The 17,625-nt window shown below is 39.6% G+C and carries 24 protein-coding genes; 7 read left to right on the top strand and 17 right to left on the bottom strand.

Going from position 1 to position 17,625, the window contains the following annotated elements:
* Positions 1–266: 266 nt before the first annotated feature.
* The 5 genes from NR125_RS21590 to NR125_RS21570 all read right to left on the bottom strand — a co-directional run bounded on the left by NR125_RS21590 (position 267) and on the right by NR125_RS21570 (position 4,193).
* A complete protein-coding gene (locus NR125_RS21590) occupies positions 267–728 on the bottom strand; it encodes a FixH family protein (RefSeq protein ID WP_256816118.1) in 462 nt (153 codons plus the stop codon).
* A 17-nt stretch (positions 729–745) separates the two neighbouring features.
* Positions 746–2,149 (bottom strand): sensor histidine kinase, encoded by a 1,404-nt coding sequence (locus NR125_RS21585; protein ID WP_217026250.1) that lies wholly within the window; start codon positions 2,147–2,149, stop codon positions 746–748.
* The gene (locus tag NR125_RS21580) at positions 2,146–2,820 is read right to left on the bottom strand and encodes a response regulator transcription factor (RefSeq protein WP_009332562.1); all 675 of its coding nucleotides are present in this window, start codon (positions 2,818–2,820) and stop codon (positions 2,146–2,148) included. The genes NR125_RS21585 and NR125_RS21580 overlap by 4 nt, the downstream gene beginning before the upstream one ends.
* 1 nt (position 2,821) lies before the next feature.
* On the bottom strand, positions 2,822–3,802 hold the full coding sequence (locus NR125_RS21575) for a YncE family protein (RefSeq protein ID WP_009332563.1): 981 nt from the start codon (positions 3,800–3,802) through the stop codon (positions 2,822–2,824).
* 124 nt (positions 3,803–3,926) lie between these two features.
* Complete coding sequence (locus tag NR125_RS21570) at positions 3,927–4,193, bottom strand: hypothetical protein (RefSeq protein ID WP_009332564.1); 267 nt, start codon at positions 4,191–4,193, stop codon at positions 3,927–3,929.
* A gap of 115 nt (positions 4,194–4,308) precedes the next feature.
* On the opposite strand from NR125_RS21570, the gene NR125_RS21565 reads away from it, so the two are divergent.
* Positions 4,309–4,551 (top strand): hypothetical protein, encoded by a 243-nt coding sequence (locus NR125_RS21565; protein WP_009332565.1) that lies wholly within the window; start codon positions 4,309–4,311, stop codon positions 4,549–4,551.
* Positions 4,552–4,596: 45 nt separating this feature from the next.
* Here the strand turns inward: NR125_RS21565 and NR125_RS21560 are convergent, their stop codons facing one another.
* The 3 genes from NR125_RS21560 to NR125_RS21550 all read right to left on the bottom strand — a co-directional run bounded on the left by NR125_RS21560 (position 4,597) and on the right by NR125_RS21550 (position 6,871).
* Positions 4,597–5,430, bottom strand: a complete 834-nt coding sequence (locus tag NR125_RS21560; protein WP_009332566.1) for a hypothetical protein — start codon at positions 5,428–5,430, stop codon at positions 4,597–4,599.
* Between the two features lie 126 nt (positions 5,431–5,556).
* A complete protein-coding gene (locus NR125_RS21555; RefSeq protein ID WP_256816117.1) occupies positions 5,557–6,477 on the bottom strand; it encodes a CobW family GTP-binding protein in 921 nt (306 codons plus the stop codon).
* Positions 6,470–6,871, bottom strand: coding sequence for a hypothetical protein (locus NR125_RS21550; protein ID WP_019379686.1), 402 nt, complete (start codon positions 6,869–6,871; stop codon positions 6,470–6,472). The genes NR125_RS21555 and NR125_RS21550 overlap by 8 nt, the downstream gene beginning before the upstream one ends.
* 115 nt (positions 6,872–6,986) lie before the next feature.
* Between NR125_RS21550 and NR125_RS21545 the strand changes: the two genes are divergently transcribed.
* A complete protein-coding gene (locus NR125_RS21545; RefSeq protein WP_019379687.1) occupies positions 6,987–7,601 on the top strand; it encodes a class I SAM-dependent methyltransferase in 615 nt (204 codons plus the stop codon).
* Positions 7,602–7,662: 61 nt separating this feature from the next.
* On the opposite strand, the gene NR125_RS21540 is transcribed toward NR125_RS21545, so the two are convergent.
* From NR125_RS21540 to NR125_RS21530, 3 genes are all read right to left on the bottom strand, one after another.
* The gene (locus tag NR125_RS21540) at positions 7,663–8,592 is read right to left on the bottom strand and encodes an LCP family protein (protein ID WP_254786579.1); all 930 of its coding nucleotides are present in this window, start codon (positions 8,590–8,592) and stop codon (positions 7,663–7,665) included.
* Positions 8,593–8,719: 127 nt separating this feature from the next.
* Entirely contained in the window at positions 8,720–10,216 is a 1,497-nt protein-coding gene (locus tag NR125_RS21535; protein ID WP_009332571.1) for a lmo1851 family serine protease, read from the bottom strand.
* Between the two features lie 132 nt (positions 10,217–10,348).
* On the bottom strand, positions 10,349–10,555 hold the full coding sequence (locus NR125_RS21530; RefSeq protein ID WP_256816116.1) for a heavy-metal-associated domain-containing protein: 207 nt from the start codon (positions 10,553–10,555) through the stop codon (positions 10,349–10,351).
* Between the two features lie 281 nt (positions 10,556–10,836).
* Between NR125_RS21530 and NR125_RS21525 the strand changes: the two genes are divergently transcribed.
* Positions 10,837–11,082 carry a hypothetical protein gene (locus tag NR125_RS21525; RefSeq protein ID WP_009332573.1) on the top strand — a complete coding sequence of 82 codons (246 nt, stop codon included), beginning with the start codon at positions 10,837–10,839 and terminating at the stop codon, positions 11,080–11,082.
* A 19-nt stretch (positions 11,083–11,101) separates the two neighbouring features.
* Here the strand turns inward: NR125_RS21525 and NR125_RS21520 are convergent, their stop codons facing one another.
* A complete protein-coding gene (locus NR125_RS21520) occupies positions 11,102–11,983 on the bottom strand; it encodes a D-Ala-D-Ala carboxypeptidase VanY (RefSeq protein ID WP_009332574.1) in 882 nt (293 codons plus the stop codon).
* Positions 11,984–12,209: 226 nt separating this feature from the next.
* A complete protein-coding gene (gene deoD / locus NR125_RS21515; protein WP_009332575.1) occupies positions 12,210–12,914 on the bottom strand; it encodes a purine-nucleoside phosphorylase in 705 nt (234 codons plus the stop codon).
* A 155-nt stretch (positions 12,915–13,069) separates the two neighbouring features.
* On the opposite strand from deoD, the gene NR125_RS21510 reads away from it, so the two are divergent.
* Together NR125_RS21510 and NR125_RS21505 are read left to right on the top strand one after the other, a co-directional pair.
* Complete coding sequence (locus NR125_RS21510) at positions 13,070–13,198, top strand: hypothetical protein (protein WP_009332576.1); 129 nt, start codon at positions 13,070–13,072, stop codon at positions 13,196–13,198.
* A gap of 14 nt (positions 13,199–13,212) precedes the next feature.
* Complete coding sequence (locus NR125_RS21505; protein WP_009332577.1) at positions 13,213–13,362, top strand: hypothetical protein; 150 nt, start codon at positions 13,213–13,215, stop codon at positions 13,360–13,362.
* A gap of 327 nt (positions 13,363–13,689) precedes the next feature.
* On the opposite strand, the gene NR125_RS21500 is transcribed toward NR125_RS21505, so the two are convergent.
* On the bottom strand, positions 13,690–13,998 hold the full coding sequence (locus NR125_RS21500) for a YodL domain-containing protein (protein ID WP_009332579.1): 309 nt from the start codon (positions 13,996–13,998) through the stop codon (positions 13,690–13,692).
* A 295-nt stretch (positions 13,999–14,293) separates the two neighbouring features.
* Between NR125_RS21500 and NR125_RS21495 the strand changes: the two genes are divergently transcribed.
* Positions 14,294–15,151, top strand: coding sequence for a glycerophosphodiester phosphodiesterase (locus tag NR125_RS21495; RefSeq protein ID WP_251175752.1), 858 nt, complete (start codon positions 14,294–14,296; stop codon positions 15,149–15,151).
* A gap of 82 nt (positions 15,152–15,233) precedes the next feature.
* Here NR125_RS21495 and NR125_RS21490 read toward each other — a convergent pair whose 3' ends face one another.
* Positions 15,234–16,004, bottom strand: a complete 771-nt coding sequence (locus NR125_RS21490) for a sporulation protein (protein ID WP_256816115.1) — start codon at positions 16,002–16,004, stop codon at positions 15,234–15,236.
* A 338-nt stretch (positions 16,005–16,342) separates the two neighbouring features.
* Positions 16,343–16,516 (bottom strand): YozD family protein, encoded by a 174-nt coding sequence (locus NR125_RS21485; RefSeq protein WP_009332582.1) that lies wholly within the window; start codon positions 16,514–16,516, stop codon positions 16,343–16,345.
* Between the two features lie 178 nt (positions 16,517–16,694).
* Between NR125_RS21485 and NR125_RS21480 the strand changes: the two genes are divergently transcribed.
* A complete protein-coding gene (locus NR125_RS21480) occupies positions 16,695–16,856 on the top strand; it encodes a hypothetical protein (protein ID WP_019379694.1) in 162 nt (53 codons plus the stop codon).
* A gap of 25 nt (positions 16,857–16,881) precedes the next feature.
* On the opposite strand, the gene NR125_RS21475 is transcribed toward NR125_RS21480, so the two are convergent.
* The gene (locus NR125_RS21475) at positions 16,882–17,577 is read right to left on the bottom strand and encodes a hypothetical protein (protein WP_019379695.1); all 696 of its coding nucleotides are present in this window, start codon (positions 17,575–17,577) and stop codon (positions 16,882–16,884) included.
* Positions 17,578–17,625 lie beyond the last annotated feature (48 nt).

Below are 17,625 nucleotides of genomic sequence, written 5' to 3'. Positions count from 1 at the left end.
TTAATAGGTTTAGGGTTATTCATAATCGGGTAATTGAATAATTGGATTTTTTTCTCTTTAGTGGAAGCCGCTCTGAACAAATACCATTTATATACTAAAACATCACTATTGACAGGTTTTTAGGCTGACAATATTCTTTACTTTTATTACACCATTGTAACAAATGTTATAGGTATATGTGCCCAAATTTGGGTATTTATGCCCCTAAAGGAAAAGTTTTTGGAGAATTACCCGGATCCCAAACAAAAAGCAGCCATCGCTGCTTTTTAATGGCCGCTATCATCATTCTCTTCCATATTTTCTATTTCCGGGCTGGCTGATTCTTTTTCAGGTTCACTAGGCTGGCCGATCACAAATTCTTTTTTAGGCATATTATGCATCCTTCGTGCCGTTACGTGTGAATATATATAGTAGGTTCCTTCTTCTTCGAATGTTTTGTCGAGGCGATAAATCCCGTTTTCAGCATGTTTAACAAGAATTTTTTCGTGTTCTTCCGCATTTGCTCTCCAGATTTCAAACTTTACTTCATCTGCATCCGTGACCTCTTCTTCCCCATATGTAACTTTTGCTTCAAAAACTACCGGCTCATTTGCTTTTGCTTTTTCAGGATTAATCGATAATTCGACTTCCAGGAATTGCGGTTCTTCCTCAGCTGCATTGTGATTGCTGCAGGCTGTCAGGCTTACCATGAACATTACCGGGAGCCAAATATTTAGTAGCTTCTTCATCATAAATCTCCTTAATCTTACCTTATTTCGAACAGCGGCAGCACGATTCTAACCGTCGTACCTTTATTTAATTCACTTAAAACAGTCAGCTCACCTTGATGGAGCTTAACTAGCTTTTCTGCAATCGCAAGACCAAGACCTGTACCGCCATCTGATCTCGTTCTGCCTTTATTCACTCTATAAAACCTTTGTTTAATTTTGCTTAAATGTTCTTCAGAAATCCCAATCCCTGTATCCTCTATTTCAATCACGCATTTATCTTTCTCTTGAGATAAACGGATGCTGATTCTGCCTTCTGCTGTATACCGAATTGAATTATCCATAATATTTTGGATGATCTGCTCAATCCTGCCTTCATCCCCGTTGATGATTACTTCAGGATCCAGGCGGTATTGTAAATCCAAATTTTTTTCACGGAGGATAGGCTTGTATTTTTCAATAGCATCCTCTATAAGCTGTCCCAAAGGCAGCGGCATTTTTTCGAGTTTGTATTCATCTGATTCAAGTTTAGATAAATCAAGCAGGTCTCCCACCAAACGTTCCATCCTTTTTGACTCTCTAAGTATCAGCTGCAAATATTTTTGCCTGTCCTCCTCAGATTCTGCCATCTCGGAAATGAGTGCTTCACTGTAGCCTTTTACATAGCTGATGGGAGTTCTTAATTCATGCGATACGTTTGCCAGAAAATCCTTTTTCTTTTCGTCTTCTTTCTGTATAGATGAGGACATATGATTAAATGCATTTGCCAGCTGGCCAATTTCGTCCTTCGAATCAATGTTTAAATGAATATCATAGTACCCCTTTGAAACATGGTCAGCTGCATCCTTCATATCCAATAGAGGCTTTGTCAGTTTTTTAACCAGCATGGTACCTAAAATGATGCTGATAACTGTAAAAATCATCGCGGCAGCAAACCAAAGATACGCAAAATCCTGGGTAATCTCTGAAATTTTCGCCAGGGGAACATATAAATATATTATGCCCTGCAGCCGATTATCATCGAGAAGCGGAATAATGACACCCATAATCTTTCGGTCAAACCTTTTTTCATATCCCATTTTTTCAACTGCGCTGCCTTTTAGCAACTCTTCACGTTCTTCTTCACCAATTAGTGTCTGATAGTCAATTTCAAAAGGCAGACAGGCACTAAGCTCTCTAGGGTTACTGACGATAAAAACCTCTGTTTCTGATTTTGAATTATACCAATCGATTTTTTCCCTGAGATCCTCTGTCAAAGGCCCCCCCATGTATTCTGAAGAAAGGCTCCTCCCTTCAGTAAGCAGAGATTCCCTTACATTTTCCACATAAATTTTTTCATAAAATAAATAAGATAGAAAGTAGGAATATAAGATCGTAATGATAATCGCCGCAGTCACGGTCAGCCACATTTTTTTCGCCAGGCTATTGGTCAGGAATTTCATTCACTTGGCACCTCGAATTTATAGCCTACTCCCCAGACTGTTTGGATATAGTCACCAACCCCCAGCTTCATTCTCAGCGTTTTTATATGAGTATCCACGGTTCTTAAACTTCCTGTATAATCAATGCCCCATATATATTCAAGCAGCTGTTCCCTGCTTAATGCCTGGTTTTTATGTTCGATAAAAAATAGAAGCAATTCATATTCTTTAAGAGTAAGCGTGACCTGTATCCCCGCAACCGTGACCTTCCTTGCTTTTTTGTCAATTGTGATTTTTCCAATTTGAATAGAATCCATGTCACTTTTTAATCCGCCCGTTCTTCGGAGAACTGCATTCATTCTGGCAATAAGTTCTCCAGGACTAAAGGGTTTGACAATATAGTCATCCCCTCCTAACTGCAGGGCTTTCACTTTATCCCATTCCTCTCCCTTGGCAGAGAGAAATATAATTGGTACATTTGATTTTCCCCTGATTCGAGAACATACTTCAAATCCATCTTCACCCGGCATCATAATATCTAGAATAACTAAGTCCATCACATTATTTTCAAGTATGCCATATGCTTCAAAGCCGCTTTCTGCTGAAAAGCATGTAAATCCTGAATTCCCCAGGTACATTTCAATCAAATGCCTCATATCTGCTTCATCATCTATAATCAGGATATTCAGCATGTCATTTCACACTCTCCCTAATGACTATTTTAAAAGGGCCCTCTCCAACCTTAATATTTTTAAGCGTTTTTAAATTTTTTGGCTCTAGTATATGTAAATCATTGCTGTCATAACCGGCGACCAAAAGTATATCTTTTGCAAAAGCCATTTCAAAGGGATTTGCTGCAACCGATACAGAGGCAGTTTCTTCCCCTGATTCATTAATTTTATATAACATATTTGATCCATGGCTTAAGACATATACATGATTTTCTTGTCCAAGAAAATTAATCGGCATCGAAGCAGCCTTAATCCTCTTTTTTAACTCCCCTGTTTCGGTATTATACACATGGATATTCTGTTCAATCTCAACACCTTCTCCATGTCCGCCAATCCAGATTTCACCGCTTTTCTCATTAAGCCAGGCACCGGCTGCTGAAGGATGAATTGTAAATTCCCCGCTTTTTGCTTTTGACTCAAGATCGATAATTCCCAATTTCTCATGGTTGAAGCTTAGGACAAATAGCTTTTTCTCTGCAGAGGATTCAAGGAGGGTAAGCGGATCTCTTTCTGTCTCGACCTGTTTTTCCTCCTCTCCATTTAAATTAAAGAACCTTATTTTGTTCAAGTTTTGATCTGCAAAAGCTATTTCATTAGTATCAAGCAGGATGCCGTTGACAATTCCTTCTCCTGTCTCCCAGCTATCAATCAGTTTTCCTTCCTTTAAGGAATATTGATCAGCCGTCTCCAGCTGTTTTCCATAAAGAAGTATGGAGTCATTGTCCGGGAGAATCAAAGCCCCTGTATAAGGTTTCTCCATAATCCACTCTGCCGCCATCTCCTTCTTAGCCAAGTCTACATAAGATATGGTCATATCCTTGATATTGACTGTAGCAGCAAAAGTTATATCTTCTGGAATTGCAGGCTGTCTCTTTTCTGAGCAGGAAGTAAGAAAGGCTGCTATTATCAATAATAAGAAAAACCAATATTTATTTTTTGACATACCATTTCTCCTTATGACTATCTTACCTTCATCTTACCTTAATATTGTGAGATAAATGTGAAAGGATCTTGAAACCTAAAGAAAACCTGCTGAATTCAAAAAAAAATAGGAAGCTTAACCCTTCCTATTTCAAACATTCACATTCATTGATATGCATTTGGATAAGTGCGTTTTTTGATGTTTCATCCAAGTCTGACTGTGTAATTCTCTTAACCGCAAGGTAGAATTTTTCATAGATAGTCTTACGGACTCTAGGATGGGAATTTTCATCCTTTAGCTCCCTGGAGATTGCTTCCTTCAATATCATTTCAGCATTATGATCCTCTTCGAGTTTCCGGTTATTCCAAAGCTTCCGGTATTCATTCAGAAGCTTTTCATAGTCTGGACTCATTACTGCCACATCCCTTCCAAAACAGGAACCATTATATATCCCTAAATGTATTTTTACATAAATAATTTTATAAATGCAAAAAATATAGCTAATATGCCAGAAAGGAGAATGATTAATGAATTCACCTTATCGGTGCCCAAACTGTAAAACCAACAGAAGCCGATTCAATATTATTCAGCAGGTGCCTCAATCCATTAAAATGGATCCACAGACAGGGAATGTATTGGAAGAGTACAGCAGTGAACAGCTGTCCCCTTTTCATATGCCTTATAAAGGCCCTGATAAGAGAGTGCAGTGTGCTGCTTGCGGACTAGTGGAAGACGAACGCACATTCATCAAATTTGGCGAAAAACAGTAGTATTGCTGAAAACGAATAAAAGCTTGAGATTTTATTCTCAAGCTTTTATTCGTTCACTAACTTATTTTCCTTAAAGAATCTTTTATTGTCCACTTTCCATGCGTCGGCTTGTGAATAGCGCACAAGATAGATGCTGCCTCTAAAATGCATTCTGCCGCGGTTCTTTATAAACCAGTCAACTTCCACCGGCACTTCCAGGCTCAGCTCGCCTGTCAAATCCTCAGCAGGAAGCACAGGCATCGCACTCAGCCTTACATTTTCTATGATGGGCAGGATTTTATTCCATGGCAAAGGCTGCAGGGAAATGGGCTGTACGATCTTGGAATCCTGCTGTTTTAATCCAGCCATGAATGCACTGATTACTTCATATGGATTTGCTTTATAGAGATATCCATCAAGTTTTCCTGCTGCTTTTAATATCATCAGCTTGTGCGATAAATCCATGTAATTGGTACGGTGGGTGGTACTGCCATAAAAATGAATACAGAAGTGGCCGGGAAAGTTGTTTTTCAGTGCACCGCCTCCATGGGGCATTCCATGCATGGAAGCGGCAATCCACTGATTTCCATTAATAATAATGATTGCTCGCCTCTTCCAGCTCCATTTTCCTCCATAAATGCTTTTCATTATTTTTGTTTCTTCTGCGTCTAATGGCTGTACATCTGCATGATGGCTGCCGGCTCGTCTTTGAACTTTAAACTTCTTGCCTGTTTCAACATCCAGAACAGTAAATTTACTGTATTTAGGCAAGATCCCATTCACTTTTTCCCAAGGGATCATCTCAATTTTCCAGCTTATCCCCTCTTCCGCTGCAGTAGTGTGTGTGGCTCCTGCAGCAAAAAGAACAATGAAGATAACGATTGCGTGTATTGTTTTCATAAGTTCCACTCATTTTTTATGTTTTTTCGGTTCAGCATTATATATTGAGTTTCCCAAAAACAGGTTTTTTTCATTCATATGAAGGAATAAAAAAATCGCACAAGTTGAGTGCGATTTTTCTTTTCTTTAATGAATACCTTCAAGGGTTTTTAATCTTTTCTCCATTTCTCCCCAGTCAAGATTTTCTCCTATAAAAACCATATTCAAGGGCAAATTCATGTTTTCCTGCATATACAGCGGCATTCCATAAGAATACTGAAACAGCAACGGATACTGTGATGAATGCAGTTTCAAATATCCTTTTATTCTGTAAACAGTATCAGGGAGGCCTCTTAGAAACTTCTCAAATTCAGTCTGGTTAACAGGTTTTTGAAACTGATAAACAAAAGTGCTCAAGCTTAGATCAGAAAAAACATGTGAACTGGAAGCCGGGCTCTTTTTCCCGGAAGTCATACCTCTTACCTGCTTCACAGCAATCTTTGAGTACGATGTTAAGATGCTGAAAGCCTGGCTGTTTAGACCCTGTACCTCCATTGTAAGCCTGGCCTGTTCCGCTTCAGTAAGGTCATCTGCTTTATTTAAAATAATTAAATCCGCATGCCTCACCTGCTCAATTAATAGCTGCTGAATCTGAGGGCTTAACAGCTTTCGACTAAGCCATCTTGGACCATCAACAACTGAAAGAATCCCTTTTACCAGCATTCGATCTGCAAAGAGGGGGGAAAGGATACTATCCAGAACTTCAATGGGATGAGCTGCGCCTGTTGTTTCAATATAGATCGCTTCCGGCTTATCAACCATCAATAATTCCTGAAGCTGAGCTTCCAGCTTATCTGAGATTGTACAGCATATGCATCCATCAAGCAGCTCCTTTAATGGTACATCCTCATCGACCACGTCCGAGTCAATTGATACTTTTCCAAGCTCGTTCATCATGACTGCCACTTTCCTGCCTTGCTTTTTTTCCTCCTGGAGCAGCTGCTTAAGAAGTGTAGTCTTCCCGCTCCCAAGAAAGCCTGATAATATATATATTTCTGTTTTATTCATATTTTTCCCCTTCTTCACGGTCTGCAAGCATTTCTTCAATCATAATCATCATTTTCTTCTCTATTGAATCAATATCCAGATTTGTTAAGTAACCAACGGAATGAAACATTTCCTGTTTGCATTTCCAGATGGGAATATATGCATTTGGATAAAAATCATCTTCCGTTTCAATTCCCAATTCCAAAATGGACTCATAGTCAACTTTAAATACATCATTTTCTGAAGCACTGCGGCCTTTAATGGTTCTGATCAGGTCTACTACCAGATTTTCCCCGCCGGTTTGAAAGTCTGTTTTATAGTTATTAAGAAGTTTTTCTGCAAGCTTTTCGCATTTTTGTTCTATATCTGATATTTGATTACGGGTCTGCTCATTAAGTTCCACTATCTGCTTCAAAGGATCACCTCTTTATAGCTATCCTGTCTAATGACACATTGTATATGATTTTCTCAGTCCATACAAACCTTAAGTCATATTTGCTATAATCTCTAATAAGGATGGTGGAGTTAATATGCTCGAAAATACCGGGGAAAGAATCATACCGGAGGAAATGCCGATTACAAACGGAATGCTTCTGGAACATTTGGCGCGTTACTATTTTGCCCTTTATTATGCCAGAGGAAGAGTCCTCGATATTGCCTGCGGAACGGGGTACGGCTCAAAAATCATGGCAAAAGCCAAGAAAAAAGAAATCAATGAAATAATCGCAGTAGACGTTGATGGAGATACACTGAAATATGCCAGGCAGCACCATTATCATCCTCTTGTGCAATATGTACAGGCCAATGCAGAAGATGAAATCCTCCCAGATCAATTGGGATTCTTTGATGTGATAACGAGCTTTGAAACGCTTGAACACCTGGAATCAGAAGAAATATTTCTTAACAGCCTTTATAAAATGCTAAAGCCTGGAGGGACTCTCATTTTATCCACTCCATTCGGCGCTGGAAGGGGAAAACCAACAAGAGAGCCATTCCATTATCATCAGCTGACTGAAAATGAATTCACTGATCTGTTTAAGGCATACGGAGAGACGGAATTTTATTATCAGAGAAGTGTTCTTATTGAACCGAAAAGAGAAGGCAAACACTACCCTTTTGGGATTGCGGTCTGCAGAAAAAAGTAAATGAGGAGCCCCACTGGCTCCTCATTTACTTTTTTAGAGCTCTTCGGCTCTTTTTTCGGAACTATTCTTTTTCAGCCTTCAGAAACTGCTTCAGTGCTTCTGAGTTTTCTTCAAAATCCAGCTGGAGAACCGATCCGGCATGCTCATAGGTTTTATTTTCAAAACTGTCTGTAATCGGCACCCTCAGTGTTTCAATATCAGTAACAGGATCCATTAAAAATGAAACACCTAAGGCTATTGCTTCCTCAATCTTTAAGTCAGTTTCAACGTATTTCAATGCCTGGCTGATCACTTCCGGAAATCTTGCCAAACCAGCAGGTGAAGAGAATTGATTCATCACTTCATCTTTAAGCTCTATCAAAATCTCCTGCTGCCTGTCCACTCTCCCAAAATCACTTTGTCCATCATGGCGAAATCTGACATACGATAATAGGTCGCTCCCCTTAAGTTTTTGCTTGCCAGGATCCAATTCCAATCCCATATCGTCAATCATTGCAGAACTGACTTCCACTTCAATTCCATCCGGAGCAATGGCATCAAGCATTTTTGTAAATCCCTTAAAATCGATAATTGCTGTATGATCGATTTGGACTCCGAAGTTTTGCTCTATTGTATCCTTTAATAAGTCCTTGCCGCCTATATAATAAGCATGATTCAGTTTGCTGTACATATATTCATAATCAGGAATTTTTACATAGCTGTCCCTCATTAAAGAGACCAATTTAATCGATTCTCCAGAAGGTATATAACTGGCCAGAAGAATAGCATCTGAACGTGAATCCTCTTCTCCCCTGCTGTCAACACCAATGAGCAAAAAGTTTTTCGTTTCATTTCCAATAGCGGATGGCTTTTTACCTTCCTTTTCAACCCCATCAGCTCCAGAATCCTGCCTTACCTCATTTGGATCTTCTTTTTGCTGATAGGAAGTACAGCCGGACAGGATGGCTGCAGCCAATAAAAAGACAATTATTATATTCTTCAAGCGAATCACCCCTGCACTGCTTATAGTAAAGTTTACTATCATTGTGGGAAAGATGAATGCTTTATATACCCATTTTCTATAACAGGAATACATGTATCAACAGAAAAAAGCTCTCCAAAAATGGAGAGCCTTTGCCTTAAGATTCTATTTGTTCTTTCAGCACTTCGGCTGCTTTTTGAATTTGCGTATCATTTTGATCAATTTTTTCACGGAGTTTTTCCATCAGTCTAAGGGTAGACTGCCCTGATAATACTCCATTTTGCTCAAGCTTTTCGGCGGCCTGAAATTCTTTGACAGCCTGTTCTGTTTTTTCATCAAAGAAACCGTCTTCTCTTCCAGGATCATATCCAAGTGCTTTTAGCATTTGCTGTCCTGCTTTAACCTGAGCTGAAGAAACAGAAAGCTTTAATTCAGTGTCAGGATTAATAAATGGCAGTGTAGCATAATCCGGCAAGGCCACTTTGTGATCCGGTGTTATTCCCTTTTTATGAATCCAATTCCCATCCGGTGTGAGCCATTTTTCAGTAGTGAATTTCATGTTTGATCCATCGGAGAAGTCCTGTGCACGCTGGACTGTGCCCTTTCCAAACGACTTTTCACCGACAAGCGGCACATCTGCAGACTCGTGTACTGCGGCGGCCAAAATTTCTGATGCACTTGCGCTTCCTTTATCAATTACAACTACTAAAGGAATATTCGGGTTTTCCTCTTTCGTTGATTTAACTTCTTCCCTGTTTCCATTGCGGTCTTCAATTTGGAATAAAATCTCGCCATCCGGGACAAACAGGCTGGAAATTTCCACCGCCTGATCCAAAAGACCCCCAGGATTCTGGCGAAGATCAAGAATTAACCCTTTCATGCCCTGCTTCTGCAGATCATTCAGAGTTTCCACCAGCTCTTTAGAAGTATTTTCCGAGAAAGTAGTAATCTGCACTTTTGCAATACCATCTTCAAGCATTTCCCCATAGACGGTTTCAAGGGGAATAGTATCACGAGTAATGGAAATATTCATAGGCTCATCTGAACCAGGGCGCTGAACTGAAAGTTCTACCTTAGTGCCCTTTTCACCTCTGATCAGCATAACGGCCTCAGTCGAACTCATCCCCTGAAGACTTTTTCCATCAACGGACAGGACCTTGTCATTCGGTTTAAGCCCGGCTTTTTCAGCAGGTGAACCTTTTAATGGTGAAACAATTACAATGTAGCCTTCCTGTTCCTGGATTTCAGCTCCGATTCCTTCAAATGAGGATGAAATACTCTGATGGAAGCTTTTGGCTTCTTCCTCATTCATATAGTCTGAGTATGGATCATCCAGCGCTTCAAGCATACCGTTAATAGCGCCATTTATAAGGTTATCCTGGTCAACTTCCTGGAAGTAGTTTGTTTTAAGGGTATCATAAGCTGTATAAAACTTATCAAATTCCCTTCTATCGCCAGTTCCAACATCTACTGCTTTTTCATCTCCAAAAGCCAGTGCAAAGGTAGTAATTCCAGCTGAAAGGAAAACAATAAAAAACAGCAGCATTACAAAATGAAACTTTTTCATGCGGATAAAACCTGAATGGTTATTATCGGGTGTTTCGGAAGTTTCTTTGTTTAGATCTTCATTTTGCAAACTCTTCACCACTTTCATTACCGTAAAATAACTATGTAGAATCCTTAATGATTAGAATAACATTTTTATCGAAAAAATAACAAAGAAAAATGCATATGTGTAAAAATTGAAAGAGCGCCAGCGAAAAATGCTAAAGCGCTCCTTCTTATGTTAGGCTACCCCATAGCCTTGATCTTTTATCGCTTTTATTAAGTTTTCCTTATCAGCTTTTTTCGGGTCATACTCGATTTCTGCATGTTCGTCGTGAAAGGCAATGGCGACGCTTGCCACACCATCAATGGAGAGAAGGGCATTTTTGACCGCCTCTTCACAGTGGCTGCAGGTCATGCCCGCAACTTTAAGTGAAACTTTTTCCAATGTATGAACCTCCTTTTCACCTGTAAAACCTTAGTTTATTATTACCTCATTTAAGGGTGTTAATAAACATCGAGTCAACAGTCGGCGGCTTGATGTATGCCAACACAGGAATCATACTTCCCCTCAATATAAACATCGAGAAAAATAAAAGATTAATGTTTAGCCGGCATAGACCATATTTTATTATATAGTCTCATTTTAAAAATCCACAAGCATCCGCCTAATCCTATACACCAGCCTTCCCTCGAGCCTCCCATCACTTTTTTAAGGAGTGAATTATAATGATAATCGCAGTGTTATGGTTAAGTTTCGCAGTTTCATTGATCTGCCTTATTGCAGGAATCATGAATCAGTCATGGAAACTTGCTCTATCAAGCTTTTTTCTACTTCTGCCCTTAGGCTATTATTTAACTGGGGCAGAAAACGCTCTCCGCATCCTGTCTGCACTTCCCGCTGTTCCCCTCATTTTAGCAGTTATATTTTATTTTCAATCAGGGAAAAGCAGCCCCAAGCAAAAAGGAAAATAAAAGAGGCCTTTGTGGCCTCTTAGATCTTTTTAACAATATCGAAGTATTCTTCCAAAGTCCATTTCTTTTCGTAAATGACTGTTGCTGCTTCAGTCCCAACATAGCGGAAATGCCAAGGCTCATATTTATAACCTGTGATGCCTTCTTTTCCTTTAGGGTAGCGGAGGATAAATCCGTAGCGATGTGCATTTTCAGCAAGCCACTTTCCTTCCCTGGTTTCCCCGAATTCTTCTGAAAGTTCAAGATTTGCACTTCTGCTTGAGATATCCATTGAAAGGCCTGTCTGATGTTCACTGCTGCCCGGAATGGCAACTGCCTGAACTGCTTTTTCTTTTCCTACTTTGCTTACCTCTGCTTCAAAAACCTGTGATTGCCTGGTAAATGAACGGTATCCGGAAACTGCAAACAATTCAACACCTTCATTTAGCGCTCCGGTAAATAGCTTTTCCAAAGCCTGGGCAGCGTCCTGCCGCAAATAGCTTTTTTCCAAATCTAATTTCCCATAAGAAAATGCGACATCAGGAATCATTAACTTGGAAGGTTCATAGCCATCCGGAAGACTGAACTGTTTATTCACGAGGGCCATCACATTTTCAGGATTCTGAATTATATTTCTTCCATCGACAACTTTAACATCATTAAAATATGCCGCTTCCAATGAAAGAGGATCATTTTGAATTTCTTCTTTGCCTTCTTTGCCTTCATTGCCTGCTTCCTCAGCACTGTTTTCTTCTTCTTTTGAGGATTCATCTTCTAGAGGAGGTTCCTCAAGACTTTTTTCTCCTCCCAGAAATGGAATTTTTTCAATAAGCGGCTGAACCTTCTCCATATAAGGATCGAGCTTGCTGCAGCCGGAGAGCAGGAGGCTAAGGGTCCCTGCCATAATTATGATTTTCTTCATTCATTTTCACCTGACTTTTTTTGTCTAGCGCAATCACCCTGCCCCTCGGGCTAGGCGCTGCTGCTTTTCTTTTTCTTTGCAACATTACTATTTTAACACTACAAGTCAACTAGTCCATAATTGTGTGAAAAACAGGACAAACGGCACAAATTGCTTTTGGCAGATTTTTTTTATTTAAACTCAAAAAAAATAAAACTGGCTCACAATGAACCAGTTTCCATTTCCTTTATTCTTTAACAGCCGCCTCAAGTGCAACTTCAATCATTTCATTGAAGGTGGTTTGTCTTTCTTCAGAAGTTGTTTCCTCACCTGTAAGGATATGATCGCTGACTGTTAAGACAGAAAGCGCCTTACGGCCAAACTTCGCTGCAAGTGTATAAAGCGCAGCCGTTTCCATCTCAATCGCCAAAATCTGATATTGTGCCCATTTTTCGTGTTCAGCATTATCATTATAGAACATATCTGCTGTGAATACATTTCCGACTTTGAGGTTTAATCCTTTTTCAACACCTGCATCATAGGCTTTTTTCAGAAGGTCAAAGTTAGCTGTCGGCGCAAAGTCTACCCCTCCAAATGTAAGCCTGTTCATTTGGGAATCTGTAGAAGAGCTCATTGCCAGGATTACATCCCTAACTTTCACATCTTTTTGAATTGCACCGCATGTGCCTACTCTAATTAAGTTTTGAACATTGTAGCTCTGCATAAGTTCATTAATATAAATGGAAATGGATGGCACTCCCATGCCTGTGCCCTGAACTGATATGCGTTTCCCTTTATACGTTCCTGTATAGCCAAACATGTTGCGGACTTCATTGTAGCATTCTGCATTTTCCAAAAATGTTTCTGCAATATATTTTGCACGCAGAGGGTCTCCAGGGAGCAGGACCGTTTCCGCAATTTCGTTTTCTTTAGCACCGATATGTATGCTCATAATCAAAACCTCCAAATTAATTCTGAAGCCACTGTAAATGCTTCCAAGTCAAACTATACCATATGTGTGCCATCACTTAGAAACAAATTACATAAGGCATGTTTTTTCACTGTACGGGAAAGCTATTTTTAGCTTTTCCAAAGGAGGTTGTAATCATGCCGCAAAAAGGAATGAGCAAAAAACTCAGGCAGGCCGTACAGCATGCCAACGAGACAAATCCATCTTCGAGGGCTAATACCGAGCCCCATACATCCAAAACAGTCAAAACAAAAAGCAATCGATAATCGGAGGGATTAGGATGGGAAAAAAGCACCGCAACCGTATAAATTCTCCAAAGAAAAATAATCATATTCCTGCTGAAGCCATTATTGCAGAGCAAGAAGCCCACGGCAAGGAATACACTGCCAATAAACGCAAAAATAGTCCAGGATCAAACATTACGGAATAAAATATTTAATAAAATAAGCAGGAGAGCTCTAGTGCCCTCCTGCTATTTCATTGTTAAGGGAATTTATAAAAAATAACGATGTGAATAACTTTTAGAAAAAGATATCTGCATCAGCTCCACCGCCCAGCACCTCGGGTCATAAGCCAAATTACTCCAGAAATCGGGCCAAGGAATGCTTCGGCAGCGATACATCGCTCCGACCAAAGTAGCTTTGGGAGATTTCCTGTGATTCGACTTATGCCTGTCGGACCTGCACAGGGTGTGCGCCACAGGAAGTGGCGGTTTTAGTTAGAGTTCATCTGATCAAGGCACTTCCGCTTTTGTTCTTTAGCGTATATGTATTCGATTAACTTCTTCCCAGCCGCCCGGCTTTAGCTGATAATAAAATTGCCCTCTTCTGCCTTCATCAATATAGAGTATATCCCCTGTGGAAATAAATCGGCCATCAAAATCCCCGGGAATCCTGTCAAGCACATTAAACTTCCTAAAAACTGAATCAAGACATTCCACATGGGTTAAAGCTTCGACATTTAGGCGATATACTTGCTGAAAGCCTTTTTTGTCCCTAAATTTCGGTGTTTGAAAGATTGTCACATCATATTCTTTTCTTTTGATTCTTGTTAGTTCCTTCAGCATTTGCATCCCCCTCACATTCTATGCATCCGCTTTTTTGTCTGATTTACCTATCAGACAAATTCAGCTGTTTTGACAAATAAGGTCTTCATAAGCATTTTTAATGACATTTTTTTACTTGCCCGCCAAATTTCTAAAAACAATTTTGTATTACTGTTTAATTAGCCATTTTTCTTGTCGTTTCCTCCATCAAAAAAATACTACTTTTGTCGATTTAAGGTTTTTTTCACAGAGAAAACGCTTTCAAAAGTGTTTAATCTGCATATTATGTATAAAAGTCTTTTAAGGGGGTGAAGAATTGCGGGTATCTAAAAAGCCTGTTTTATATTCAATCCTCATCGGATTGTTACTAATGACTATTTCTTATTTTTTTCAGCCACTCATGCCTTTTCAGTCTATCGCACACAGAGGTGCATCCGCTCTTGCACCGGAAAATACGCTGGCATCCTTTGAAAAAGCTATTGAACTGGGCTTTGACTATATCGAATTAGATGTGAGGCTGAGCAAGGATAAACAGCTTGTCGTAATTCATGACGCTAATGTTATGCGCACTACCGACGGAGAGGGGCTGATTGAGGATTTGACGGTTAAGGAAATAAAAAAGCTGGATGCAGGATCCTGGTTTTCTCCTGCGTATGCCGGGGAAAGGATCCCTTTATTAAATGAAGTTTTAAAAGAAGTCAGCGGAAAAACAGGAATCATAATTGAAATGAAATCACCTGAAAATCAGCCTGGCATGACAGAAATTCTGGCAAATATGTTACATTCTTTTAAACCTGACAATGAGATTAAGGTCCAATCTTTCCATATTAATGAGATAAAAAAGTTTCACCAGCTTGCTCCCGAAATTCCTGCAGGCCTGCTGCTGAGCAAGCACCTGGATTTGTTTCATTTGGCATCCTACCGCGAATTTGCCTCTTTCTTATCTGTTCATCATCTCTTACTTTCCAAGTCCTTCATTAATCAAGCTGAGTTATTCGGTTATGAGATATACTCGTGGACCATTAGCAAACAATACCAGTTTGCAGACATGCAGCGGCTTGGTGTTCACGGAATTATTTCCGATGATGAGAAGAGAATTCCCGACTCAATCATTTACGTGTTAATAACCCCCTTTTTAAAAGGTCAGGATTTTTTCAAAACACTTCTTGCATAGCTATATGCAGTCCCATGCTGCAGTCTGAGTCTGAGCATGTAAAAAAGATGGGCGTCACCCATCGTTTTCGTCAGCATAAATTTTAAGCATATTTTGCAATGACAGACTGAAGCTTTTGCTGCATATAAGGAATATCTGCATTTGTAACAGTGAAACGGACAAAGGTTTCATCCATTTCCAGTGCCTCTGCCAGGAATCCTCCCAACCCTCTCGCTTTGCGGTCTACTTGAATCATGATCTCAGTCTCTCCATTTGCCTGTGGAAAAAATACAACTTCCAGTTCATCCAGCTTTCCTCTGTAAGGACCGGAGACTGGAACAAATTCAAACTCTTGGATAAACGGCAGCCTGCTGCGGAGACGATGCGGAGCCTGTTCGCATTCTGCTTCCCGCAAACGGAATCCCATACTCGATACAGCGTTCAATACAGAATCCATTAGCGGGTTTGCCACGACTCGAATATAATCCTTATCAGCAGGATTCACCGCGTTTTTTATATCCAGTCCTGTCGCCACCCAAATTTTTGTCTTCCCAAAAGACAAAGGTGTGTCAGTTGGAAGATTAAAGGTAAATGGAATTTCCTTTCGTTCATTCGCCGCCAGGGTGAAGGAGTGAGCGAGCCTGAAACGGTCAATCAAACCTGAGACTGTATATTTTTTATCATCTGATTCTTTAATGTAAGTAGTATTCAATGAAAGATAAATATCATCGATTTTCTGTTCGGTGCTTCCCCCTGTAATCTCAACAACGCCTCTGAGAGCTTCTCCTGGAGCTGCTGAATCCTTCTCAAGTTTCGTATCGACTTTTGCCGATCCAATTCCAACACTTGCCAGGACTTTATTAAAAAATGACATATGCTTCTCTCCCTAGTTCTTTTTTTATTTTTTTCCTTTCCAATAGAAGGTTTACCTTCCATCCGGCCAACTTTTTAAACATTTCCGGCGGTCTTTATTTATAAATAACACAAAGCACTAGCTTCATTTAGATATACGAGCTTATAACAAGAAAAGTTTCATTTTTCAAATGTGCTGCCATAAATTTTTTATATTTGCGGAAATCGCTTTATATTTCTCAGCGTTTTCTTGAAAAATGATGTATGCTTGCAATTCGAATTTTCAGAATATGTATGCGCATGGTGTTCCTGCTGCTCCGCAAAAAAATGACGAGCACCTTTCCTCGTCATTTTTCTATATTAATCATCTTCAATTTCTTCATCAATGATGCACTTTTGCAGCAGGTATTCAAATGTGATATCTGCAAGCTCATCCAATTCTCCTTCAGTAGGCACATAACCTCTTTTTGCCAGCTCATGAAAGAAAAACTCAGCAATTTCTTCCGTATCTATTACGACCTCTATTTCCTTCACAGCAACGCCCCCTTTGTACAAAATGTATGAAGCACTACCTGGATTCATGCAAACCAACTTTCAGAAAAGTCATATTCTTTATTTTGTCTTAAAGTGCATTTTTCTTCAATTAGGACATACATATAGGATAAGCATCTAACAACGATCCATTTTATTCAGAAATTGAGGAGGCAGCGACATGTCAAGTATATCCAGACTGGCCCTAATCATTAAAGAAGATGTCAATCGTGAAGAAAGCTCCATTATCAATTTTTATAGCAATCTATTAAATGTCTGGTATAAGCTGGTCATATGGTTTGGCATACCATTTTTACTGTATCTCCTAATCACATGGCTCTAAGAAGAGCTGAGACCCCTAAGCTGCTTTACACAGTGCTCTTATCATCATTATTGGCAATATGCTTCAGTTTTCTGAGTATAACCCGCATGATATGCTTATACTCATCATCCTGAAACATTTCATAAAGTATACGATAATCATTATATATATCAAGCAAACCATCAATAAGCACTTTTCTTTCTTTAATGCCTTCAAGCAATTCCTTTTCTGCCTTGCGGAATGAATGAGCAGAATCCTTTAATTCAGGCAGCTTTTCTTTTTTGTTGATCATATAAAGGAGTCCCAGCTTCTGAATAAAAGCATCTGCACTTTCAGCATCCGCAACGAGTGTCAGCTCTTCCTCTCCAGCCTCCAGCCATTCCCCGTCATTAATTCTCGAAAGCTCATAAATAACATCTTCCCATGCATCTTCTTTGTATCTCCAAATTTCCGTCCTGAAGCCTACTATTTTGAAGAGATCCGAACCATACCCCTTGACTTGGACAAGGTCACCAAAAAAGTATTTATATTCGATGTCAATATGCTCCTTTTCCATAATCTCACCTTCATACTCAGAAAGCATTTGAAGGCTGGATTCCATATATAGACCTTCACTTTTATTGACTTCATAGACGTACATATCATCTAGCCATTTCACATCTGTTACTTTTCCGACTGTACCATAAATAGTGATCACGACTGTATCACCGATTTTGTACTTTGGTTTCTTCTTTTTGCTCATTTCCTCCATCCTCTCAATGACTGAGTCGTGAGTATTGAATACAATAGT

Source organism: Cytobacillus sp. Bac17 (assembly GCF_024519925.1).
GTDB classification, from domain to species: Bacteria; Bacillota; Bacilli; order Bacillales; family Cytobacillaceae; genus Cytobacillus; species Cytobacillus pseudoceanisediminis.
This window is presented reverse-complemented; position numbering and strand designations above follow the sequence as displayed.